This is a genomic window from Paracoccus sp. SY (assembly GCF_002901215.1).
Lineage (GTDB): Bacteria > Pseudomonadota > Alphaproteobacteria > Rhodobacterales > Rhodobacteraceae > Paracoccus > Paracoccus acridae.
Genome location: NZ_NWMQ01000004.1, coordinates 108,020 through 131,682 on the forward strand (window position 1 = coordinate 108,020; position 23,663 = coordinate 131,682).

At 66.9% G+C, this 23,663-nt stretch carries 20 protein-coding genes; 15 read left to right on the forward strand and 5 right to left on the reverse strand.

The window, feature by feature from the left end; all coding sequences use genetic code 11:
- Window positions 1-4: 4 nt before the first annotated feature.
- A complete protein-coding gene (locus tag CK944_RS05450) occupies window positions 5-1,264 on the reverse strand; it encodes an Nramp family divalent metal transporter (RefSeq protein WP_103172030.1) in 1,260 nt (419 codons plus the stop codon).
- A 279-nt stretch (window positions 1,265-1,543) separates the two neighbouring features.
- On the opposite strand from CK944_RS05450, the gene CK944_RS05455 reads away from it, so the two are divergent.
- The 8 genes from CK944_RS05455 (at window position 1,544) to CK944_RS05490 (ending at window position 11,613) form a co-directional block, all read left to right on the forward strand.
- A complete protein-coding gene (locus tag CK944_RS05455) occupies window positions 1,544-3,418 on the forward strand; it encodes a TRAP transporter large permease subunit (RefSeq protein ID WP_103172031.1) in 1,875 nt (624 codons plus the stop codon).
- 32 nt (window positions 3,419-3,450) lie between these two features.
- Window positions 3,451-4,467, forward strand: a complete 1,017-nt coding sequence (locus CK944_RS05460; RefSeq protein WP_103172032.1) for a TRAP transporter substrate-binding protein — start codon at window positions 3,451-3,453, stop codon at window positions 4,465-4,467.
- Window positions 4,467-5,255, forward strand: coding sequence for an IclR family transcriptional regulator (locus CK944_RS05465; RefSeq protein WP_103172033.1), 789 nt, complete (start codon window positions 4,467-4,469; stop codon window positions 5,253-5,255). Before CK944_RS05460 ends, CK944_RS05465 begins: the two co-directional genes overlap by 1 nt.
- Window positions 5,252-6,421, forward strand: a complete 1,170-nt coding sequence (locus CK944_RS05470; RefSeq protein WP_103172034.1) for an acetyl-CoA acetyltransferase — start codon at window positions 5,252-5,254, stop codon at window positions 6,419-6,421. The genes CK944_RS05465 and CK944_RS05470 overlap by 4 nt, the downstream gene beginning before the upstream one ends.
- A complete protein-coding gene (locus CK944_RS05475; RefSeq protein WP_103172035.1) occupies window positions 6,418-7,995 on the forward strand; it encodes an acyl-CoA synthetase in 1,578 nt (525 codons plus the stop codon). The genes CK944_RS05470 and CK944_RS05475 overlap by 4 nt, the downstream gene beginning before the upstream one ends.
- Complete coding sequence (locus tag CK944_RS05480) at window positions 7,992-8,807, forward strand: PCC domain-containing protein (RefSeq protein ID WP_239985969.1); 816 nt, start codon at window positions 7,992-7,994, stop codon at window positions 8,805-8,807. The genes CK944_RS05475 and CK944_RS05480 overlap by 4 nt, the downstream gene beginning before the upstream one ends.
- Window positions 8,804-9,577, forward strand: a complete 774-nt coding sequence (locus CK944_RS05485; protein WP_103172036.1) for an SDR family NAD(P)-dependent oxidoreductase — start codon at window positions 8,804-8,806, stop codon at window positions 9,575-9,577. Before CK944_RS05480 ends, CK944_RS05485 begins: the two co-directional genes overlap by 4 nt.
- A 239-nt stretch (window positions 9,578-9,816) precedes the next feature.
- Window positions 9,817-11,613: a heme peroxidase family protein gene (locus CK944_RS05490; protein WP_103172037.1), complete on the forward strand. Its 1,797-nt coding sequence runs from the start codon at window positions 9,817-9,819 to the stop codon at window positions 11,611-11,613.
- Here CK944_RS05490 and CK944_RS05495 read toward each other — a convergent pair.
- Window positions 11,594-12,511 carry a LysR family transcriptional regulator gene (locus CK944_RS05495; RefSeq protein WP_103172038.1) on the reverse strand — a complete coding sequence of 306 codons (918 nt, stop codon included), beginning with the start codon at window positions 12,509-12,511 and terminating at the stop codon, window positions 11,594-11,596. The genes CK944_RS05490 and CK944_RS05495 overlap by 20 nt on opposite strands.
- A gap of 154 nt (window positions 12,512-12,665) precedes the next feature.
- Between CK944_RS05495 and CK944_RS05500 the strand changes: the two genes are divergently transcribed.
- From CK944_RS05500 to CK944_RS05530, 7 genes are read left to right on the forward strand one after another with little or no spacing between them, the layout of a single operon-like run.
- Window positions 12,666-13,445: an ABC transporter ATP-binding protein gene (locus tag CK944_RS05500; RefSeq protein WP_103172039.1), complete on the forward strand. Its 780-nt coding sequence runs from the start codon at window positions 12,666-12,668 to the stop codon at window positions 13,443-13,445.
- Window positions 13,435-15,384, forward strand: a complete 1,950-nt coding sequence (locus CK944_RS05505; RefSeq protein ID WP_103172040.1) for a long-chain fatty acid--CoA ligase — start codon at window positions 13,435-13,437, stop codon at window positions 15,382-15,384. The genes CK944_RS05500 and CK944_RS05505 overlap by 11 nt, the downstream gene beginning before the upstream one ends.
- Entirely contained in the window at window positions 15,384-16,262 is an 879-nt protein-coding gene (locus CK944_RS05510) for a branched-chain amino acid ABC transporter permease (protein ID WP_103172041.1), read from the forward strand. The genes CK944_RS05505 and CK944_RS05510 overlap by 1 nt, the downstream gene beginning before the upstream one ends.
- Window positions 16,263-16,266: 4 nt before the next feature.
- Window positions 16,267-17,340, forward strand: coding sequence for a branched-chain amino acid ABC transporter permease (locus tag CK944_RS05515; RefSeq protein ID WP_103172042.1), 1,074 nt, complete (start codon window positions 16,267-16,269; stop codon window positions 17,338-17,340).
- A gap of 38 nt (window positions 17,341-17,378) precedes the next feature.
- On the forward strand, window positions 17,379-18,608 hold the full coding sequence (locus CK944_RS05520; RefSeq protein ID WP_103172043.1) for an ABC transporter substrate-binding protein: 1,230 nt from the start codon (window positions 17,379-17,381) through the stop codon (window positions 18,606-18,608).
- Between the two features lie 4 nt (window positions 18,609-18,612).
- Window positions 18,613-19,401, forward strand: coding sequence for an ABC transporter ATP-binding protein (locus tag CK944_RS05525; RefSeq protein ID WP_103172044.1), 789 nt, complete (start codon window positions 18,613-18,615; stop codon window positions 19,399-19,401).
- A gap of 9 nt (window positions 19,402-19,410) precedes the next feature.
- On the forward strand, window positions 19,411-20,592 hold the full coding sequence (locus CK944_RS05530) for a phenylacetate--CoA ligase family protein (protein ID WP_103172045.1): 1,182 nt from the start codon (window positions 19,411-19,413) through the stop codon (window positions 20,590-20,592).
- Here the strand turns inward: CK944_RS05530 and CK944_RS05535 are convergent, their stop codons facing one another.
- The 3 genes from CK944_RS05535 to CK944_RS05545 all read right to left on the reverse strand — a co-directional run bounded on the left by CK944_RS05535 (window position 20,593) and on the right by CK944_RS05545 (window position 23,572).
- Complete coding sequence (locus CK944_RS05535; RefSeq protein WP_158247961.1) at window positions 20,593-21,264, reverse strand: Crp/Fnr family transcriptional regulator; 672 nt, start codon at window positions 21,262-21,264, stop codon at window positions 20,593-20,595.
- A 278-nt stretch (window positions 21,265-21,542) separates the two neighbouring features.
- Window positions 21,543-22,799 carry a glycerate kinase gene (locus CK944_RS05540; RefSeq protein ID WP_103172047.1) on the reverse strand — a complete coding sequence of 419 codons (1,257 nt, stop codon included), beginning with the start codon at window positions 22,797-22,799 and terminating at the stop codon, window positions 21,543-21,545.
- Window positions 22,796-23,572: an FCD domain-containing protein gene (locus CK944_RS05545; protein WP_103172048.1), complete on the reverse strand. Its 777-nt coding sequence runs from the start codon at window positions 23,570-23,572 to the stop codon at window positions 22,796-22,798. The genes CK944_RS05540 and CK944_RS05545 overlap by 4 nt, the downstream gene beginning before the upstream one ends.
- Window positions 23,573-23,663 lie beyond the last annotated feature (91 nt).

Sequence of the window (23,663 nt, forward strand, 5' to 3'; positions counted from 1 at the left end):
TCTTTTACAGCACCCGCATGAGGGCGCCGCGCAGCTGGTCCGCCGCCAGCGCGGCGAAGGCCAGCGTGCAAAGCCCCATCATGATGTTGGTCAGCGTCCCGTTGCGCCATTCGGCGGGCGTGCGGGCGGTGTTCAGGATCCACAGCAGCGTCACCGACATGAAGGGCATGAACAGCGCGCCCAGCACGCCATAGGCCAGGATCAGATAGACCGGCTGGCCCAGGAACAGCATGATCATGGGCGGAAAGGTCAGCCAGAAGATATAGAACTTGTAATAGCGCCCGCCCGACAGCCGGTCGGGATGGTCATGCGGCTTGCCCTGCACATGGCCGAAGAAATCCGCGAACATCAGGCTGACGCCGTTCCAGACGCCGACCAGCGACGACATGGACGCCGCCCAGAAGCCCACCAGGAACAGCTTGCCCATCCAGTCGCCATAGCGATCCGCCAGCACGCCCGCCAGATCCACCATCCCCTGATCGCCGCTGCCGATGGCGATCTGGGCGGAAAACAGCAGCTCGGCCCCGACGATCAGCGTGGCGATCACGAAGATGCCCGTGACAAGATAGGCGATGCCGTTGTCCAGCCGCATCACCTTCATGAAGCGCGGCGTGTGCCAGCCCTTCTCGCGCAGCCAATAGCCGTAAGCCGCCAGCGTGATCGTGCCGCCGACGCCGCCCGCCACCGACAGCACGTTGATCATCGCGCCCTCGGGGATGACGGGCACCAGGCCCGCGGCGATTTCCCCAAGATTGGGCAGGGTCAGCGCGGCCGCCAGAACCATGGTGACGAACATCAGGATCACCATGGCCGTCAGGACCTTCTCGAACAGGTCATAGCGGCCGGACCAGACCAGCGCCATGCCCAGCAGGCCCGAAACGATCCCCCAGGCCGCCACGCTGCCGAAGGGCAGCAGCGAATAAAGCGCCAGTCCCGTGCCCGCCATCCCGGCCGCGCCATAGACGAAGCCCCAGATCACGATATAGGGGCCGAAATACCAGTGCGTCCACCGGCCCAGGCTGGACCAGCCCTCGAAGATGGTGTTGCCGGTCGCCAGGCTATAGCGGCCCGCCCCCTCGACCAGGATCACCTTCATGATGCAGCCCGCGACCACCGCCCACAGCAGCGCATAGCCGTATTTGCTGCCCGCCACGGTGGTGGCGATCAGATCCGCCGCGCCCACGCCCGTCGCCGCCACGACAAGGCCGGGGCCGACCAGGTTCCATTTCGGCTCGGCCGGGGAAATGTCGGGTCGCTGTGTCATCTGTGTCTCCTTGAGGTTCCTTCCGGTTTGACGGGCGAAGCCGGGGATGGCAACCTTTGCAGGCCGAATTTCCGGTTCCGCCGGGCCATCATTCCATATTGCGGAACGATTTTCGCGCCAGTCGATTAGGCGGATTGCCGAAAAATCGTGTACAATGCGAATTTCCAATTGCCAGACCCTATGCCTTGGCCCTATCCCCTTTTCCAAAGGGCAATCCGCGTCCACATGGTGAACACGGACCCGGCGGGGAGGCCGGGCTGCCCCGACGGGGGACAAAGGATGCACCACACGGATGTGCAGGACGCCGAGCTGGCGCTTGGCGGGATCGAGGCACTGGCCGAGCCGAAGCGCGCCGAGGCGTGGATGCGCCCCGTGGAAATCGCGGCGGCGGGCCTTTTGGTGGTGATGATCGTCACCGTGCTGGCCAACGTCTTCTTCCGCTATGTCCTGGCCAAGCCCTTGATCTGGGGGGACGAGGTCGCGTCCCTCAGCTTCATCTGGATGGCGATGCTGGGCGCGGCCCTGGCCGTGGACCGGCACGAACACATGCGCCTGACCGCCTTCCTGCCGCTGCTGCCCGAACGCCTGGCCCGCGTGGCCGAGGTCGCGGGCAGCGTGCTGGTCTGCGTGCTGCTGGTCCGGCTGTTCCCCGTGGCGCTGGAATACGCCTATGAGGAATCCTTCGTCACCTCGCCCGCGCTGCAACTGCCCATGTCCTGGCGCGCATCCGCCCTGCCTGCGGGGATCGGGTTGATGGCCGCCCTGATGGTGCTGTCGGTGATCCGCACTCGCGAATGGGGCGTGATCCTGGGCACGCTGGTTTTGGCGGGGCTGCTGGTGGCGTTGCTGTGGTATGCCAAGCCGACGATCCTGTCCTTGGGCAACTGGAACCTGCCGCTGTTCCTGGGCCTGTTCGCGGGCTTTCTTCTGATCATCGGCGTGCCCATCGCCTTCTGCTTCGCGCTGGCGACGCTGGGATATTTGACCTTCGCCACCAATGCCCCTGTCTTCGTGATGATGGGCCGCATCGACGAAGGCATGTCCTCGCTGATCCTGCTGTCGGTGCCGGTCTTCGTGCTGCTGGGCTGCATCCTGGACGCGACCGGCATGGGCCGGGCCATCGTGGGTTTTCTCGCCTCGCTCTTCGGCCATGTGAAGGCGGGGATGAGCTATGTGCTGCTGGGATCCATGTTCCTGGTGTCCGGGATTTCCGGGTCCAAGGTGTCGGACATGGCGACCGTCGCCCCCGCCCTGTTCCCCGAGATGCGCCGCCGGGGCCATTCCGCGCCGGAAATGACCGCCCTGCTGGCGACGGGGGCGGCGATGGCGGATACCGTGCCGCCGTCCATCGTGCTGATCGTGCTGGGCTCGGTCGCGGGCGTCTCCATCGCCGGGCTGTTCACCAGCGGCTTCGCCATCGCCATGGTGCTGCTGATCGTGCTGGCCGTGCTGGCCCGCTGGAAGGCGCGGGCCGAGCGGATGGAGGGCGTGCGCCGCGCGCCCCTGTCCGTGATCGGCAAGACAGCCCTGATCGCCGCGCCCGCCCTGGTGCTGCCCTTCATGATCCGCAGCCTGGTGGGCGGCGGCGTCGCCACCGCGACCGAAGTATCCACCATCGCCACGCTTTATGCCTTCATCATCGGCGCGGTGCTCTATGGCGGCATCCCCCTGCGCCGCACCGGCACGATGCTGGTGGAAACCGCCGCCATGTCTGGGGCGATCCTGCTGATCCTGGGGGCGGCGTCTTCGATGGCCTGGGCGCTGACGCAATCGGGCTTCGCGCGCGACCTGATGACCCTGGTCACCGGCCTGCCGGGCGGCTGGGTCGTCTTCATGCTGGCATCCATCGCGATCTTCCTGATCCTCGGCTGCGTGCTGGAAGGCCTGCCCGCCATCGTGCTGCTGGCGCCGATCATGTTCCCCATCGCCCGCGGCCTGGGCATCCACGACATCCACTACGCCATGGTCATCGTCACGGCCATGAACATCGGGCTGATGGCCCCGCCCATCGGCATCGGCTTCTACATCGCTTGCAAGATCGCCAATGTCCCCGCCGAACAGGTCATGGCGAAGATCTGGCCCTATCTGGCCGCGCTGATGGTGGGCCTGCTGGCCATCGCCGCCGTGCCCTGGTTCTCGACCGCATTGCTGTAACCGTTTCTGACACCTCAGGGAGGAGGAGTTTCATGAGCATCACCCGCCGCACCATCCTGCTGGGCGCCGCCGCAGGCGCGCTTGCCACGCCGTTCATCCGGGTCCGCCCGGCCATGGCCGCCGAATTCAGCTACAAGGTGGCCAACAACCAGCCGTTGGACCATCCCAGCAACGTCCGCCTGGCCGAGGCGCAGAAGGCGATCCTGGAAGCCACGTCCGGCCGCTTCGACCTGCAGATCTTCCCGTCGAACCAGTTGGGCGCGGATACCGACGTGCTGGGCCAGCTGCGGTCAGGCGGGGTGGAGTTCTTCCAGCTGTCGCCGGTGATCCTGTCCACGCTGGTCCCCAACGCCTCGATCAACGGCGTGGGCTTCGCCTTCCCGGACTACGATACCGTCTGGAAGGCCATGGACGGCGAGTTGGGCGCCTATGCGCGCGGCCAGATCGAGGGCGCGGGCCTGGTGGTGATGGAAAAGATCTGGGACAACGGCTTCCGCCAGATCACGTCCTCCACCAAGCCCATCACGACGCCCGCCGACCTGGAAGGCTTCAAGATCCGCGTGCCCGTGTCGCCGCTCTGGACCTCGCTGTTCACGGCCTTCGGATCGGCCCCTGCCTCCATCAACTTCGCCGAGGTCTATACTGCGCTGCAGACCGGCATCGTGGACGGGCAGGAAAACCCGCTGGCGATCATGAAAGTCGCGAAATTGTGGGAGGTGCAGAAATACTGTTCCATGACCAACCACATGTGGGACGGCTTCTGGATGCTGGGCAACCGCCGCGCCTGGAACGCCCTGCCCGAGGACGTGCAGCAGGCCGTGGCCGACAACTTCAACGCCGCCGCCGTGAAACAGCGCGAGGACATCGCCCAGATGAACGCCACGCTGAAGACCGACCTGGAAGCCCAGGGCTTCGTCTTCAACGACGTCGATCCCAAGGCCTTCGAGGACAAGCTGCGCGAGGCGGGCTTCTATCAGGAATGGAAGACCACCTATGGCGACGAGGCCTGGGCCATCCTGGAAGCCGCCATCGGCAGGACGCTGGCCTGATGAAGGACGGCGCCGCCCCCCTGGATACCGGCGGCACGCAGGCGGTGGCGCGTGCGCTGTCGCTGCTGTCGCTGGTGGGGCGGGGCGGCGCGCAGGGCATGGGGCTGGCGCAGCTTGCCGCCGCCTCGGGCCTGGCGCGGCCTACGGTGCGGCGGCTGCTGCTGGCCCTGGGTGCGGCGCGGATGGTCGAACAGGACCGCTTGACGCGCCGATACCACCTGGGGCCGGAAACCTATCTGCTGGCGGGATTCGCGACCGAACGCCACGGCATCCTGCACCATGCCCGCGACAGCATGGTCCGTCTGGCGGCCGAGACCGGCGACACGCTGCTGCTGACGGTGCCGCAGGACGACCATACCCTGTGCCTGGAACGGATCGAGGGCGATTTCCCGGTACGGACCCATGCGCTGATGCGGGGCGACCGTAAGCCCGCGGGCGTCGGCGCGGGCGCCTTGGCGATCCTTGCCGCCCTGCCCGAAGCCGAGGCCGAGGCGCTGCTGGACCGCGTGGCGCCCTTGGTGGGCGAGTGGATGGCCGGCCTGCAGGAGGATCTGGCCCATGCCCGCGCCCAGGGCCATGCCCTGAACCCCGGCCGCATCGTGGCGGGTTCCTGGGGCCTGGGGGTTGCGATACTCTGGTCCGACGGGCGGCCTGCGGGGGCACTCTCCATCGCCGCCATCGAGAACCGCATGACCCCGGCGCGGCAGGCCGAGCTTGCCGCCGCGCTGCACCGCGAGGCCAGGGCCATCGCCGCCCGCCTTGCCGAACTTGAAAGGACTACCGCATGACCGATCCCCTGATCGTCGGCTGGGCGCATACCAAATTCGGCAAGGCCGAGGCGCCCGACACCATGGCCCTGATGACCGAGGTGGCCCTGCCCGCCTTGGAACACGCGGGCATCGCGCCCGATGCCGTGGATGGCATCTTCACCGGCGTCTATAACAACGGCTTCCAGCGCCAGGACTTCCAGGGCGCATTGGTCGCCATGGGCAGCCCGGAACTGGCGGGCGTGCCCTTCATGCGCACGGAAAACGCCTGCGCCACCGGATCGGCCGCGCTTTATGCCGCCGCCGACTTCATCGCGTCCGGGCGCGGCAAGGTGGCCCTGGTGATCGGGGCCGAGAAGATGACCGCCATTCCCATCGCCGATGTGGGCGGCGTGCTGCTGTCGGCCAGCTTCGTGGCCGAGGAGGGCGACACGCCCGGCGGCTTCGCGGGCGTCTTCGGGCGGATCACCGACAGCTATTTCCAGCGAAACGGCGACCGGTCCGAGGAACTGGCCATGATCGCCGCCAAGAACCACGACAACGGCACCCGCAACCCATACGCGCACATGCAGAAGGCCTTCGATCTGGCCTTCTGCAACACGCCCTCGGACAAGAACCCGCTGGTCGCGGGGCCGCTGCGGCGCACGGACTGCTCGCTGGTGTCGGACGGGGCGGCGGCCATCGTCCTGGCCGCGCCCGAGATCGCGGAAACCCTAACCCGCGCCATCCGCTTCCGCGCCCGCGCGCAGGTGGGCGACATGCTGGCCCTGTCGCGCCGCGACCCGACCGAATTCGCGGGCGCCCATCGCGTCTGGGGCAAGGCCCTGGACCAGGCGGGACTGGCGATCACCGACCTGTCGCTGGTGGAAACCCACGACTGCTTCACCACCGCCGAGATGATCGAATACGAGGCCATGGGCCTTGCCCCGCGCGGCCAGGGCTGGCGCGTCATCCGCGAAGGCACGACCCGCATGGACGGCACCCTGCCCGTGAACCCCTCGGGCGGGCTGAAATCGCGCGGCCATCCCATCGGCGCGACGGGCGTGTCCCAGCATGTGATGGCGGCAATGCAACTGACCGGGGACGCGGGCGCCATGCAGGTGCCCGGCGCCGAACTGGCCGGGGTCTTCAACATGGGCGGCACGGCCGTCGCCAATTACTGCTCGATCCTGGAACGAGAGAAATGACCGATCCCGCTGGCGGGCTGGCCCCTGTGTCCACCCGCGTGATGAACCTTGCCACCTTCCTGGCCCAGGCCGCCCGGCGCGATCCCGACGGGGTGGCCCTGGTCATGGGCGATGCCCGCTGGACCTGGGCGGAATGGAACGCCCGCACCGACGCCCTGGCCCATGCGCTGCAAACCCGCTTTGGCCTGCAAAAGGGCGACCGGGTGATGTGTCAGTCGCAGAACTGCACCGAGATGATGCAGGCCATGTTCGCCGTCTGGCGCGCGGGCGGCGTCTGGGTGCCCGCCAACTTCCGCCAGACGCCGGATGAGGTCGCCTATCTGACCCAGGCATCCGGCGCGTCGCTGATGTTCTGCAACGCGGGCTTCCCGGATCACGCGGCGGCCTGCGGCGTCACGACCCTGGCCTTTGGCGCGGCGGATTTCGGGCCGGACGTGACGGCGATCACCGCCGACCACATGGGCCGACGCCCCCAGGTGGCCCCGGTGGACCGCGACGATCCCTGCTGGTTCTTCTTCACATCCGGCACCACGGGACGGCCCAAGGCCTCCGTCCTGACCCATGGGCAGATGGCCTTCGTGGTCACGAACCACCTGGCCGACCTGATGCCGGGGCTGACGGCGGATGACGCCTCGCTGGTGGTGGCGCCCTTGTCGCATGGGGCGGGGGTGCATCAGCTGACCCAGGTGGCGCGGGGGGTGAAGACCGTCCTGCTGCCCACGGAACGCTTCGACGTGGCGCAGGTCTGGGATCTGGTGCGCGAATGGCGCGTGTCCACCATGTTCACCGTGCCGACGATCCTGAAGCTGCTGGTCGAACATCCCTCGACCGCCGCGGCCGACACGTCCTCGCTGCGCTATGTCATCTATGCGGGGGCGCCGATGTATCGGGTGGACCAGCAGAAGGCCCTGCGCACACTGGGTCCGGTGCTGGTCCAGTATTTCGGCCTGGGCGAGGTCACGGGCAACATCACCGTCCTGCCCGCCCACCTGCACCAGGCCGAGGACGGTCCCACGGCCCGCATCGGCACCTGCGGCCATGCCCGCACCGGGATCGAGATCCAGATCCAGGACGACAATGGCCACGAGGTCGCGCCGGGCGAGACCGGCGAGATCTGCTGCATCGGCCCCGCCGTCTTTGCGGGCTATTACAACAACCCCGAGGCCAATGCGAAATCCTTCCGCGACGGCTGGTTCCGCACGGGCGATCTGGGCCACATGGACGAAGAAGGCTTCGTCTATATCACCGGGCGGCAGTCGGACATGTTCATCTCGGGCGGGTCCAACGTCTATCCGCGAGAGATCGAGGAAAAGATCCTTACCCATCCCGCCATCAACGAGGTCGCGGTGCTGGGCGTCCCCGACCCGCTGTGGGGGGAAATCGGCTGGGCGGTCTGCGTGGCGAACACCCCCGTGGCCGAGGAGGATCTGGCCGCCTTCCTGGACGGCAAGCTGTCGCGCTACAAGATGCCCAAGCGGTTCCTGTTCTGGGACAGCCTGCCGAAATCGGCCTATGGCAAGATCACCAAGAAGATGATCCGCGAGGAACTGGAAGCCCGCGGCATGATCGCATGAAGCAGCGGATGATCCATCCCGGCCCGCGCGCTGCGGAACGCGCGGTGGCGGTGCCCGCGTCGCTGCGGCGGATTTCAGGGGTGCTGCCAGCGGGGCGGACGGTGATGACGGCTGTGGCGCGGCTGTTTGCTGATGCGGGCTGCAAGGGCGGCGCGGTCTGGCTGGACGGCGCCCTTTGCGACCCGATGCGCTTCGTGCTGCCCGCGCCTTCGACCGACGGGGTCCATGCGGCCTGGTATTCCGACACCCATGCCCCCGACGGCCCCGTGACCATCGAACGGGCCACGGCCACGGTCGGCTGGAAGGACGGCGCGCCCTTCCTGCATTGCCACGGCACCTGGGGCGGGACGATGGGCCACCTGCTGCCGCTGGATACGGTGCTGGCGGCGGATGCGCGCGTCACCGGCATCGGCGCCCCGGATGCCTGGTTCGAGGCGCTGCCGGATGCGGAAACCGCCTTCACCCTGTTCACCCCGCAGGGCGGCGGCAGCGGCACCGGCCTGCTGGCCCGGATCGGGCCCGGAGAGGATGTGGTCACGGCCATCGAAGCCCTTTGCGCCCGCCACGGCATCGCGGATGCCCGGCTGCACGGCGTGGGCAGCATCGACCATATCTGCTTCACGGATGGCAGCCGCATGGACTGCCATGCCACCGAATTGAGGCTGGACGGGGCCACCCTGGCCCAGGGCCGCGCCACCGTCCCGATCGAGGTCGTGGACATCCGTGGCACCATCATGCGCGGCACGCTGGAACGCGGGGGAAATCCGGTCGGCGTGACGCTGGAACTGATCGTTGAAAGGACCGACACATGACGCAGGACGCCAAGGTGGCAATCGTGACCGGGGGGTGCCGGGGCATCGGCCTGGCCGCGACCGAGATTTTCCTGGAACAAGGCTGGCGCGTCGCCGTGGTGGACCGCGACACCGAGGAACTGCACCGGGTCTGCGACGGGATGGAAAACGTCCTGGCCGTCGAGGCGGACGTGTCGAACCCGCAGGCGGTGGACGGCATGATCCGCCAGACGGTCGCCCGGTTCGGTCGCGTCGATGCCCTGGTCAACAACGCAGGCGTGGCGCTGTTTTCGCGCGCGGACATGACCAGCTTCGAGGAATGGCGCGAAGTGATGTCGGTCAACCTGGACGGCGTGTTCCTGTGCACCCAGGCCGCCGTGCCGGAACTGGCGAAAACCAACGGCGCCATCGTCAACATCGCCTCGATTTCCGGGCTGCGGGCATCGACGCTGCGGGTGGCCTATGGCACGTCCAAGGCCGCGGTGATCCACCTGACCAAGCAATTCGCGGCCGAACTGGGCGAACAGGGCATCCGCGTCAACTGCGTGGCCCCCGGCCCGGTCAGGACCAAGCTGGCCATGGCCGTCCACGCGCCCGAAATCATCGCCGCCTATTACGACGCGATCCCGTTGAACCGATACGGCGAAGCGCGCGAGATCGCCGAGGCCATCGTCTTCCTGTGTTCGGACAAGGCCAGCTTCATCAGCGGGCAGACATTGGCCGTGGATGGGGGCTTCGATGCCACCGGCGTGGGCCTGCCCGCGCTGCGGCGCGAAGCGGCGGCGAAATAGAACCATTTGAATTATCTGAACAACAATGGATAATATATCAGGCTGATGCCTGATATATTGTTTTATATTAATTGTGGATTATCATTTTAGTTAATGATATTCATTCAAATGGGAATCATTTATTTGGGCTGAAAACAGGAAGGCCCGAAATATCCCGAAAAACCGCAGCCCTGCGGCCATTCCTTGTTCGGCGCAAAACCCTTTTGCGTCGGTGTGATCACGATTGCCTGGAGTTCAAGATGCTGTTTTCTCTCAGCCACGGAACGCGGATCGTCCAGGATACCGCCGTCCCTCAGCCCGCCATTGATGCCGCCCTCACCAGGGGAATGGCGGTCCTGGAAAATCCCGCCGCCCAAATGGAACGTCTGGACCTCAAGCCGTTGTCCGCCGTGGTGGACGGCGCGACCGCCCCCGCCCCCGAGGCGGGGAGCCTGCGGGCCATGTCCACCGCGCCGGGGGCTTTCCGATATCTGTTCCGCGACGCGCCCGGCCTGCCGGAAGGTCCTGCCACGCTTGCGGCGCTTGACCAGCTTGCCGACAGCATGGCGACGGAAACGACGGGGCCCGGCGACGGCTCGGTCGCGCCGATCTTCACCTATTTCGGACAGTTCATCGACCACGACATCACCGCCAACACCGACCGGGAGGTCGCGGGCCTGTCGGAAATCGCAGGCGACATCGCCCCCATGGACCGCATCCAGGTCGAGGGTGAGCTGGACAACCTTCGCGAAGGAACGCTGGCCCTGGACAGCCTTTACGGCGATTCCCCGGGCCAAGGGGCCTTTGCGGCCAAGCTGGCCGGGCTGATGCGCCATCCGACCTTTTCCGACAAGATGCGCCTGGGCGTCACCGCCGATTCCGGCGACGGACGCCCGCCCCTGCCCGCCGATCCTGCCGCCGACCTGCTGCGGCTGGGCTTTCTGATGGACCGCGGCGACATCACGGTGGCGGAACTGAACGCCCTGCCCCCGGATCTGCGCGCCAACTTCGTCGATGCCGACGGCCCGATCCGCACACGCGCGATCATCGGCGACGGGCGCAACGACGAAAACCTGCTGGTGGCGCAACTGCATGTGGCCTTCCTGCGCCTGCACAACCGGATGGTGGATCTGGGCCACGACTTCGAGGAAGCCCGCCGCCTGACCCGCTATCATTACCAATGGCTGGTGCTGAACGCCTTCCTGCCCGCGATCTGCGCGGGTGACGTCGTGGACGAGGTTCTGGCCACCGGCGCGCCGCTTTATGCCGAATTCCTGGCCGACAATCCGCCCGCCGATCCGGCCAAGATGCCGATGCCGCTGGAATTCTCGGTCGCGGGCTTCCGCTTCGGACATTCGATGGTGCGCGGCGGCTATGACCACAACCGCTTCTTCGGTCGGGCCGTGGCGGGATCGACGCAGCTTGCGCCATTCGCCAGCTTCACCCAGTTGTTCCAGTTCACCGGCAGCGGCAAGATGCCCTCGCCCCTGACGGCCGATCCCAAGACATCCCTGCCCGGCAACTGGGTGATCGAATGGGACCGCTTCGTCCATGCCGAAACCCCGCTGCGGTCGGCCCGCAAGATCGACACGCATCTGGCGCCGCCCTTGGACGACATGATCAACCAGCCCGCCAGTCCGGCCGTGATGAAGCGCCTGGCCAGCCGCAACCTGCGGCGCGGTTATCGGCTGAACATGCCGTCGGCCCAGGGCCTGATCGAGGCGATCAACGCGACCGGCCTTTACCGCCCGATCCCGGTGCTGACCCCCGAACAGGTGGCCGAGGGACGCGATTTCCTGACCGGACCCGGCCTCGATGCGGCAACGCCCCTGTGGTTCTATGTCCTGCGAGAAGCGGAACTGGTCGGCGGAAACCACCTTGGCGCCCTGGGCAGCCATCTGGTCGCCAACACGCTGGCGGGGCTGGTAATCCACGACGCCGGTTCCTACTGGAACGCGAAGATCGGCGGGCACCGCTGGTCGCCGCACCTGTTCCAGCCCTCGCAGCCCATCGACAGCCTGAAGGCGATGCTGCGCTTTACCGGCTTGCTGGCCTGACGGTCTCTGCCTGGCCGAACCGGTCGGCCAGGGTCTGGACCATCTGCCGCCCCAGGGGGCCTGGCCTGCGATGCGCGGGCCAGGCCACGACCACGGTGCGGACCGGGTGGAACTGCATGTCCTCGCAGACAAGCGGCACGACCTCGCCCCGCGCGATCTCGGGGGCAAAGGTGCCGCTGGCGGAAAAGCACCAGCCAAGGCCCGCCGTGACCATCGACTTGATCGATTCCACGTCGTTCACCGTCCAGACATCCGTCGAAAACAGCCGCCCCACCCGTTCCATGTCGATCTGCGGGGATCCGACGTAATAGATCTGCCGTTCCCGGTCGAAGGCGCGCATCGCCAAGGGCTGCGGCAACCCGGCCAGCCGGTGCCCCGCCGCGCAGACCGGGCCCAGCGTCTCGGTCCCCAGGTGGCGGGCGGCGATGTCCGAGGGGATCGCGGCAGCCAGGGTCAGCGCGAAATCGAAATTGCCGTCCCGCAGGTCGTCCCACAGCGTCGCCAGCGATGAATTGAAGAACTGGAAGCGCGCATGGGGATGGTCGTCCGCAAAGGCCCGCAGCGCCCGGTTCAGGTCGGCGCGGGGAAACAGCACGTCCACCAGCACGCGCAGCCGCGTTTCCTCGCCCTTTTCCAGCGACTGGGCGTGGGTGGTGAAGCTGCGGGCGCGTTCGACCACGCTGCGCGCCTCGGCCAACAGGACCCGGCCGCGTTCGGTCAGCTCCGCCCTGCTGGTGCCGCGCCCCAGCAGGGGAAAGCCGCACTGGCTTTCCAATTGCGCCAGCGAATAGCTGACCGAGGAGATCGGCCGCCGCAATTCCTTGGCCGCCGCCGTCAGGCTGCCCGTGTCGGCGATGGCGCAGAAGGCGCGCAGGTGATCGACCAGGTTCGGGTGCATCTCAGAAATCCCGAAAGAACTTTGCCATTCTTTTCGGTTTACTCAAAAATGCATCCGATGCTAGCCTTTCCTTATCCACGGTCGGAGGAGGAACCGGCCGGCAAGACTGTTTGGGAGGACAGGCTATGCGCGGACTGAACGGGCTTGTGCCCGCATGAGCGATCATACCCTTGTCTGCGACAATGTCGTGCGCCGTTTCGGCGGCGTCGTCGCGCTGAAGAACGTATCCGTGGCCGTGAACCGGGGGGAAATCTTCGGCCTGGTCGGGCCGAACGGTTCCGGCAAGACCACGCTGGTCAATGCCATCACCGGCTTCTATCCGCCGCAGGAAGGCACGATCACGCTGGACGGGCAGCAGATCAACGGGCTGAAGCCGTTTCGCATCGCCTCCATGGGCGTGGCGCGCACCTTCCAGAACGTGGCGTTGTTCCACGGCATGTCGGTCCTGGACAACATCCTGATGGGCCGGCACATCTTCATGAAGCCCAATCCGCTGGCCTCCTTCTTCTATCCCTGGTGGGCGCAAAAGGAAGAAGTGGCCCACCGCCGCCATGTCGAGGAGGTGATCGACCTTCTGCAACTGGCGCCCGCGCGCGACGAACATGTCGATGTGATCCCCTTGGGCCTGCAGAAGCGGGTCGAACTGGCCCGCGCGCTCTGCGCCGAACCGCGCCTGCTGGTCCTGGACGAACCGATGGCCGGCATGAACCAGGAGGAAAAGGAATACATGGTCCGCTTCATCCTGGACGCGCAGGAGGCCCTAGGCCTGACAGTCCTGATCATCGAACATCACATGGATGTCGTGACCGCGCTTTGCGACCGGGTTCTGGTCCTGAACAACGGCCAGGAAATCGCCCAGGGCCCGGCACGCGCAGCCATCGCCGATCCCCGCGTGGTCGAGGCCTATATCGGAAAGCCCCGCCATGCAGCATGATCCGGTGAACATCGCCCAGGCCCAGGCGCTGCACCCGAACTGGCGCCAGGACGACACGATCCTGGCGCGCCTGGCGCAGAACGCGGCCGAGGTGCCGAACCAGGTCGCCATGCGCGAACGCGACCACGGCATCTGGCAGGAATATACCTGGGCCGACTACCTGCGGGCCGTGGTCGAATTCGCGGCGGGGCTTGAAGCGCGCGGCGTGAAGCCCGGCGACGTGGTCATGGTGATCGGCGACAACCGCCCGAACCTGTATTTCGCGATGCTGGGCGCGGCCTGCCTGCGGGCGATCCCGTCCCCCGCCTATGCCGATGCCCCGACCGAGGAACTGGCCGCCCAGATGGAGCGAGAGGACATCCGCGTCGCCGTGGCCGAGGACCAGGAACAGGTGGACAAGATGCTGGAGGCCAAGGGCCGCTGGACGCATCTGGACCTGGTCATCTATGACGACCCGCGCGGGCTTGCGGGCCGCGAACCGGCTGGCGTGGCGGGCTTCGACGCGATCCGCGCCGAAGGGGCTGCGCGGCTGGCCGCCGATCCGGGCCTGGCCCAGGCGCTGATCGCCCGGTCCACGATCCATGACATCGTGGTGCTGATGCATTCGTCGGGCACCACCGGCGCGCCCAAGGGCATCCCGCTGAAGCACGGCCATGTCCTGTCGGGCGTCCGCAATGCCGCCGCCGCCGGCTATTTCCAGCAGGGCGAGGTCCATATGGCCTATCTGCCGATGGCCTGGGTCGGCGACTTCATCTTTTCGGTCGGCGCGGCGATGGAATTGCGCTTTACCGTCAACATCCCCGAGGCGAATGAAACCGCGCTGCACGACCTGCGGGAAATGGCGCCCACGCTGTATTTCGCATCGCCCCGCGCCTGGTCGGCCATGCTGACGCGCGTGCAGGTGGGGATCGCGGAAACCACCGGCCTGAAGCGCAGGCTGTATGATTACTTCATGCCCCGCGCGATGGAGGCTGAACGCGCCCGCCTGGACGGCAAGCCCGCGGGCGGCGGTCTGACGCGATTCCTGGGCGAATGGCTGATCTATGGCCCGATCCGCGACCAGCTTGGCCTGGGCCGCGTGAAGCGCGCCTATACCGCCGGAGAGGCCATCGGCGAGGACGTGTTCCTGTGGTTCCGCGCCATCGGCCTGAACCTGCGCCAGTTCTATGGTCAGACGGAAAACTGCGCCTTGGCGGTTGCGCAAAAGCCCGAGGACATCTCGCTGACCACGGTCGGGCGCCCCTTCCCGGGCGTGGAGATGAAGATCGACGAGCATGGCGAGATCCTGCTGCGCGGCGACAACATCTTCGACGGCTATTTCCAGAACCCGAAAGCCAGCGCCGAGGCGCTGCAGGACGGCTGGCTGCACACGGGCGATGCGGGCCAGATCGAACCCGACGGGCAGTTGGTCGTCCTTGGCCGCGTGTCCGAGGTGGTGGAGAAACGCGACGGCACCCGCTTCATCGCCACCTATCTGGAAAACCGACTGAAATTCAGCCCCTATATCAAGGACGCCGCCGTCATCGGCAAGGGCCGCGACATGCTGGTGGCGATCGTCTGCATCGACTTCCAGGCGGTGGGCCAATGGGCGCAGGAACATGGCGTGGCCTATACCTCCTATGCCGAACTGTCCCAGGCCAGTCGCATCTATGACCTGATCTCGGGCGAGATCGCGGCCGTGAACGCCCATCTGCCGCATGGGCTGTCCATCGACCGCTTCGTGAACCTGCACAAGGATTTCGACCCCGACGACGGAGAGGTCACGCGGACCCGCAAGCTGCGGCGCAACGTGATCGACGACCGATACGGCCCGATCATCGAGGCGCTGAACCGGGGCGACGACCAGATCGACTTCAAGGCGCAGATCACCTATGAAAACGGCCAGACCGGGTCGCTGGACCGGGTGCTGCGGCTGTCCGACGTGAAGGGGGCCGCGTGATGGCTTATTTCCTGGAACTGCTGATCTCGGGCGCGCTGACCGGGCTGATGTATTCGCTGGTCGCCCTGGGCTTCGTGCTGATCTATAAATCCGCGGGCGTGCCGAACCTGGCGCAAGGCGCCCTGGTGATGACGGCGGGCTATGCGGTCTGGCTGGTCATGGCCTGGGGCCTTCATGTCTGGATCGCCATCCCGCTTGCGGCCGCGATCATGTTCGGCTTCGGCCTTGTGGTGGAACGGCTGCTGCTGCGCCGCATGGTCGGCCAGCCGGTCATCATGGTGGTGATGCTGACCCTGGGGCTTGAGATCCTGCTGCGCGGCATGGTGCCGGGCATCCTGGGATCGACGCCCAAGCCCATCGACCTGGGGATCGACTTCGCCCCCATCATCATCGGCGACGTCTTCATCAACCGCACCTCGCTTTACGGCGGCATCATCGCGCTGCTGCTGGTCGGGGCCTCGCTTCTGTTCTTCCGCACCCGGACCGGCACCAAGCTGCGCGCCGTCTCGGACGACCATGTGTCCAGCTGGGCCGTGGGCATTTCCGTGGAACGCGCCATCGGCATTTCCTGGGGCCTGGCGGGCATCGCCGCCGTGGTCGCGGGGGCGCTGTGGGGATCGTCGCAGGGCGTGGACTGGACGCTCTCCGCGCTGCTGTTCCCGGCGGTCGCCGTGGTGATCCTGGGCGGCGTCGATTCGGTGCCCGGCGTCCTGGTGGGCGGCATCCTGGTGGGCGTCCTGGGCACGGTCATCCCCGGATACCTGGACAGCTTCGCGGGCGGTTCGACCCGCGACGTCGTCACCTCGCTCATCATCCTGCTGACCATCATGGTCCGCCCCTTCGGCATCTTCGGCCGAGAAGACATCGAGAGGATCTGACGCCATGTTCTATCGCCTCTCGGGGACGTATCACACCAGCTATCAGGCCGACCGCAAGCTGTGGAAGATCCCCACGGACCGCTGGCTGGTGATCGGGCTTCTGGTGCTGGCGCTTCTCGCGCCGCTTTATGTCTCGCCGCTGTATCTGGGCAGCTATGTCCTGCCATGGGTGATCTGGTCGGCGGCCGCGCTGTCGCTGACGCTGCTGATGGGCCTGGCGGGGCAGCTGCATTTCGGCTTTGCCGCCGTGATGGCGATCGGGGCCTATGCCTCGATCCACCTGGTGCGGGCGGGGGTGCCCTTCGAACTGGCGCTGCTGCTCTCGGGGCTGATCTCGGCGGTGATCGGCGCGATCTTCGGGGGCGCGGCGCTGCGGGTGAAGGGGCTTTACCTGGTGATGGCCACGCTGGCGATGCAATATCTGGTCGATTGGGTCGTGGTGAACGTGCCCGCGATTTCCGGGGGCGCACACGCCACCCTGCGCACGCCTGCGGTCAGCTTCCTGTTCTTTCCCATCGAAAGCCTTTCGGCGCGCTACTGGCTGGCGCTTGGCTGGGCGGTGCTGCTGACGGTGTTCTTCATGAACGTCAAGCGCACTTCGTTCGGGCGCGCCCTTGTGGCGATCCGCGACAAGGATTTTGCCGCCGCCGTGATCGGGGTCGATCCCTTCAGGACCAAGCTGATGGCCTTCTTCACCTCGTCCTTCATGGGCGGCGTGACGGGCGCGATCCTGGCCTTCTGCTTCTATCGCGCGGTGACGCCGGAACAATTCGGCTTCAACGTGTCCATCCAGCTTGTCGCCATGGTGCTGGTGGGGGGCCTGGGATCGGTGATCGGATCCTGGCTGGGCGCGGGCTTCGTGCTGCTGGCGCCGATCTTCCTGACCAACCTGGTATCGGGCCTTGCCGCATCCGGCTGGGTTCCGGTCAGCCAGAACTTCCTGTCGCACCTGCCCCTGATGATCTACGGCGCGATGATCATCGGCTTCCTGCTTCTGGAACCGCTGGGCCTGGCGAAAATCTATGACAACATCCGCAAGTATTTCCTGGTCTGGCCCTTCCGCCACGCCAGAAGCTGACCCTGGGAGGGGGAACGCATAACATGGGAGGAAAACACATGACCTTTCTGCGCAAGCTGGCGCTGACGACGGCCCTGGTGGCCGGGCTGTCCGCCCCCGTGGCCGCCGAGGACGTAAAGTTCGGCCTGCTTCAGGATTTCACGGCGGTTTATACCTTCGTGACCGGCCAGTATAACCAGGGCCAGCAGGATTACCTGGCCCTTGTGAACGCCGAAGGCACGCTGGGCGACGGCAATACCGTCACCGCCATCGTGCGCGACACCGGCAACCAGCCGCAGCGCGGGATCGAGGCCTATAACCGCGCGAAGGAGGAAGGCGCGGTCCTGTTCGACTTCCTGTCCACGCCCGTGTCCGCCGCGATCCTGGACCAGGCGCAGGCCGACAAGAACGTGGTCATCACCCCCGCCCACGGGCGCGGCGACGCCTCCGACGGCACGGTCTTCCCCTATGTCTTCCCGATGTTCGCGACCTATTGGGCGCAGGCCGCTGCCCTGATCGAACACATGAAGGAAACCGGCGGGCTGGAAGGCAAGAAGATCGCCATCGTCCATATCGACAGCCCCTTCGGCCGCGAACCCGGCCCGATCCTTCAGGCCCTGTCCGAACAGGAGAAGTTCGAGTTCCAGGCCTTCCCCTATGCCAGCCCCGGCAACGAACAATCCGCCGCCTGGTCAGAGGTTCGGCGTTACCGCCCCGATTACGTCCTGATCTGGGGCGCGGGCGGCGGTCAGGCCGTGTCGGTCCGCACCGCCATCCAGAACGGCATCCGCCCCGAACAGATCCATTCGGTGATCTGGCTGGCCGAAACCGACGCGGCCAATGTGGGCCCGCAGATGAAGGGCGTGAAGCGCTTCGAGGCCACGGCCTCGGGCACCGACCATCCGATCATCCAGCGCATCCAGGAAAAGGTCATCGACGCAGGCAAGGGTTCGGGCGACCAGGCCAATGTCGGCACCAGCTATTACAACCTGGGCGTCGCCACCATGGCCGTCGCGGTCGAGGCCGCGCGCCTGGGCATGGAAGGCGGCCAGCCCTTGACAGGCGATGCGCTGAAGGCGGGCTTCGAGAAGATCGCGGGCTTTGACGCCGAAGGGCTGATGCCGCCCGTCACCTATACCGCCGAGGACCACCAGGGCGGCGGCGCAGGCCGGGTGTCGGAATGGGACGGCGAGAAATGGGTGCCGGTCAGCGAATGGCACGCCGCCTATCCCGAGCTGATCCGCCAGGTGATCGAGGAATCGGCCGCCAAATACGCAGCCGAGCACTGACGCCATGCCCGCGCTTGTTCTGGAAAACGTCGAGGTGATCTATGACAAGGTCTTCCTTGCCATCAAGGGCGTCTCGCTTGAGGTTGGCGAGGGCGAGATGGTCGCCCTGCTGGGATCGAACGGCGCGGGCAAATCGACGACGCTGAAATCCATCTCGGGGCTCTTGGGCCCCGAGCGTGGGCTGGTCACGCGGGGCGAAATCCGCTGGGGCGACCGGTCGATCCTGAACATGGGGGCGCCCGAACGCGTGGCGGGCGGACTGGTGCATGTGCTGGAAGGCCGGCGCATCTTCGGCCACCTGACCCCGGACGAAAACCTGGTCGCCGCCTATCGCGGGCGTTCCGTCGCGCGCTTCAACGAATTGCGCGAACAGGTCTATGCCTATTTCCCGCGCCTCAAGGAACGCATCAAGTCCAAGGCCGGATATCTGTCGGGCGGGGAACAGCAGATGCTGGCCATCGGCCGGGCGCTGATGACCGAACCGAGGCTCATCATGCTGGACGAGCCGTCACTGGGCCTGTCGCCCCTGCTGGTGCAGGAAATCTTCGGCATCATCGGGGAAATCAACGCGCGCGAGGGGTTGTCGGTGCTGCTGGTCGAACAGAACGCCGCCGCCACCCTGGACATCGTGTCCCGCGCCTATCTGATCGAGCAGGGGCAGGTGGTGATGTCGGGGGCGGCCGAGGTGCTGAAGTCGAACCCCGACGTGCAGGACTTCTATCTGGGCGGGGCGGAACATACCGACTACCGCAACGTCAAACACTATCGCCGGCGCAAGCGCTGGCTGGCCTGAGGAAAGCCCATGACCGTCGATCTTGACCACGCCCGCGACACGCGCGAGGGGCCGCCGCTTGCCCGCCTGAACGCGCAACTGGCGCGGATGCGCGACACCCAAGCCTTCTGGGCGGACCTGCCTGCAACACCGCTGGACAGCCTGGCCGACCTCGCGCGCCTGCCGGTGCTGCGCAAGTCGGATCTGGTCGAATTGCAGGCCAAGGATGCGCCCTTCGGCGGGCTGACGGGCGGTCCGGTATCCGGGTTGCGGCGGCTGTTCGTGTCGCCCGGCCCGATCTTCGACCCGGAAGGGCGCGGGCCGGACTGGTGGGGATCGGCGGCGGCGCTGTCCGCCGCCGGGGTGCAGGGGGGCGACGTGATCCTCAACACCTTCTCCTATCACCTGACGCCCGCCGCCTTCATCTTCGAGGCCGGGGCCGAGGCACTGGGCTGCCCGGTCATCCCGGCCGGTCCCGGCAACACCGCCGACCAGCTTGTGGCGATCCGGCAATACCGCCCGCGCGTCTATGTGGGCGTGCCGGATTTCCTGAAGATCATCCTGGACAAGGCGGATGAAGGGGGCGTGGACCGGACCTGCCTTCAGGTGGGCATGGTCACGGGCGCGGCCCTGCCCGACAGCCTGCGGGCCGAACTTTCGTCGCGCGGCGTGGCCGTCAGCCAGTGCTATGGCACCGCCGACCTTGGCATCGTGGCCTATGAGGATGGCGGGCCGGGCATGGTGCTGAACGACGGCGCCATCGTGGAAATCGTCCGCCCCGGCACCGGCGATCCCGTTCCCGACGGCGAGGTGGGCGAGATCGTGGTGACGCGGCTTGACGCCGACTATCCCCTGCTGCGCTTCGCCACGGGCGACATGTCGGCCATCATCCCCGGCGCGACGGGCGCGCGCCGCATCAAGGGCTGGATGGGCCGCGCCGACCAGGCGGCCAAGGTCAAGGGCATGTTCGTGCGCCCCGAACAGATCGCAGCCATCGGCCGCGCGGTCCCGGGCTGCGAGCGCCTGCGCCTGGAAATCAGCCGCAGCGGCGAACAGGACCGGATGCACCTGCTGGCCGAACATCCCGACAGCAGCGCCGCCGCCGCGTTGGCCGAGAAACTGGCCGAGATCACCCGCCTGAAAGGCTCGGTCGAGGTGGTGGCGCCGGGCAGCCTGCCCAATGACGGCCGGGTCATCGCCGACCTGCGCTGATTATTCGACCGCCGGCGCCCCGTCCGCCAGCCGCGTCCGGTCCAGCACGCGGACGGCGCTACGGCCCATTTCGATGATGCCGGCGTCGCGCAATTCGCCCAGCATCTTGTTGACGGTCTGGCGCGAACAGCCGATGACCACGCCAAGCTGCGACTGGCTGATGCGCACCGCATCGTCCGAATCACCGGTCAACTGGCGCAGATACAGCCGCATCCGCTGATCGGCGGTATAGTAATGATCCGCGGTGCGGTTGCGGTTTTCCCGCATCAGCCGGTCGTGCAGCAGCGTGCACAGGTTGGGGATCAGGATCTGCGGCGGAACATGGGTGTAAAGCGCCTTGGCGGGACAGAACAGCACCGTCGTATCTGTCAGGGTGACGCAGCCGGCCGCGCAGGGCCGACCCGACAGGGCTTCTACCTCGCCCAGCATCTCGCCCGCGGTGGCGATGTGGATGATCACCTGATTGCCCGAACTGTCGACATAGCAGACCTCGACCCGGCCCGAGGCGATGAAATAGCTGCCGGTGGTCGGCTCGCCCTGGCGCAGGATGGGGGTCGAGGCCTTCACGAGGCGAGAGGTGCAGGCCGACAGCAGCGCGTATTTCTGGTCCCGTGTCAGACCTGTCAGGATCGGGGCCTGGAACAGATGGGCGAAATCGTGCGGATCAATCATCGCGGACAGGTCCATCGGCAACGGGGCTGAGTGCCAGTAAACCAAAGTGGACCATGAATGGAACGTAAAAATGGCTATCCCGGCCCCAAGGGGCACCGCATCAACATGATGCAACGGGATAGCCGTAACTCGCACTCAACCATAATCTTGCAGCGCACCACGACTGCGCCCTTAGACTGATAGTCCTTTTGTCTGGCACGAAGTGTCAACCAGACGACATTTCCGCCCTCAAAACGCAGTTGTGCAGCAAACTTGCGCGGCAATGCCCGTCGCATTTGTCACAATATCAACATGACCCTGAAATCGTTCACATTGGTCAAGGTGGGCCCGGTCACCACCTGCGCCCCAAGGGCCGCGAAAAACCCGTGCGCATCGTTCCGGTCCAGCGCAAGCCTGGCCTGGGCGGGGGGGATCGACGTCAGGGTCCGGGGCGAAATCAGCGCCCCCGCGACGTCCGCCGCGCCATCCACCCCATCGGTGTCGCAGGCCAGCGCATGAAGATTCGGCGCGCCGTCCAGGGCCAGGGCCAAGGCCAGGCAATATTCGGCATTCGGCCCGCCCAGGCCGTCGCCCCGGCGGGTCACGGTCAGTTCACCCCCCGACAGGATCACCAGGGGCGAATCGCCCGGCCGGCGCGCGGCCTGTCGCGCCAGGGCCAGACGGGCATGATCCGCCGCCACTTCCCTTGCCTCGCCTTCCAGCGAATCGCCCAGGGTTTCGACCGCGCAGCCCAGGTCGCGGGCCAGGTCGGCGGCGGCTTGCAGCGATTGGGCGGGGGCGGCGATGATGCGGTTTTCGACCCGCGACAGGCGCGGATCGCCCGGCGGGACCACCCCGCTGCCCCCTTCCAGGACGCGGGCCAGGCTTGGCGACTGCGGGATGCCCCAGCGATCCAGCACCGCGCGGGCGTCAGCAGGGGTGGACGGATCGCCGACCGTCGGCCCCGATCCGATCACCCCCGGATCGTCGCCCGGCACGTCGGAAATCATCAGCGTCAGCATCCGCGCGGGCCATGCGGCGGCGGCCAGTTGCCCGCCCTTCACGCGGGACAGATGCTTGCGCACCGTGTTCATGGCCCCGATCGGCGCCCCCGAAGCCAACAGCGCGGCATTCACCGCCTGCTTTTCCGCCAGGGTCAGGCCCTGGGCCGGGGCACACAGCAATGCCGAGGCCCCGCCCGAGATCAGCGCCAGCACAAAGTCGTCCTGCCCCAGGCCGTCCAGCAGCGACAGCATCCGCAGCGTGGCCTGCGCGCCCGCCTCATCGGGGACGGGATGGGAAGCCTCGACGATCTCGATGCCCTGGCAAGGGCGGGCATGGCCATGGCGGGTGATGACCAGGCCTTCGCAGGGGCCCCAGGCGGCTTCCACGGCCTCGGCCATGCGCGCGCTGGCCTTGCCCGCGCCGACGACCACGACCCGGCCGGACGGCCTGGGCGGCAGATGGGCCGCCAGCATCCGCATGGGATCGGCGGCCTGGACGGCGCGGTCGAACAGGCCGCGCAGGAAGGCGGCGGGATCGGTCACGGGGTTCATCGTCTTTGCCCCAAACCCCCGCCGGACTGACGGCGGCGGGCGGTTTCGTCATGGGCCTGCGATTCGGCGATGTCGCGGGCGGCCTTGCGGACATAGGCCAGATGCGCATGGGCAGCGCTCCGGGCGGCATCGGGATCGCCCGACAGGATCGCCAGGCCGATGGCGCGGTGCTGGTCGCGCAGATGGTCGCGGATCCGGTGCAAGGTGAACATCCGCCCCCGGTTCCGCGCCACGTTGCTGCGCAGGTTGCCCGACAGCGCCCGCATGATCTGCAAAAGGACAAGGTTGTGGCTCGCCTCATAGATCGCCTGATGCAGGGCGGCGTCGGCCTCGGCCTCGTCGGCGGGATTGGCGGCGGCATGGGCGGCCTCGATCGCGTCAAGGGCGGCGGCGATGCGGTCGCGATCCAGTTCCGTGGCCCGCAGCGCGGCCAGCCCCGCCGCGTGGCTTTCGACCACGTCGCGGAAATCCAGGTAATCGTCCTCGACCTCGGGGTGGTCGGCCAGAAGCGCGATCAGCGGGTCGGTGATCGCCGCCCGGCCCAAGGCCGCCACCCGCAACCCGCGTCCCTTTTCGCCCGTCAGCAGCCCCCGATCCTGCAGGATCCGCAGCCCGTCCCGCAGCGTAGGACGCGACACGTTCAGCCGCGCCGCAAGATCGCGTTCCGGCAGAAGCCCTTCGTCGGGGGCCAGCGATCCTTCAAGGATCAGCGTTTCGATATGCCGCGCCACGGCCTCGGCCGCGCGTTCGGGGCGGATGGAAAAGTCGGTCATGGCAAGAACCCTAGTGTCGCGCCCATTTCATCGCAATTGACAGGCTTGGTCAATTTATTTTACCAAGGCCCGAACACGGAGGCAAAGCCAT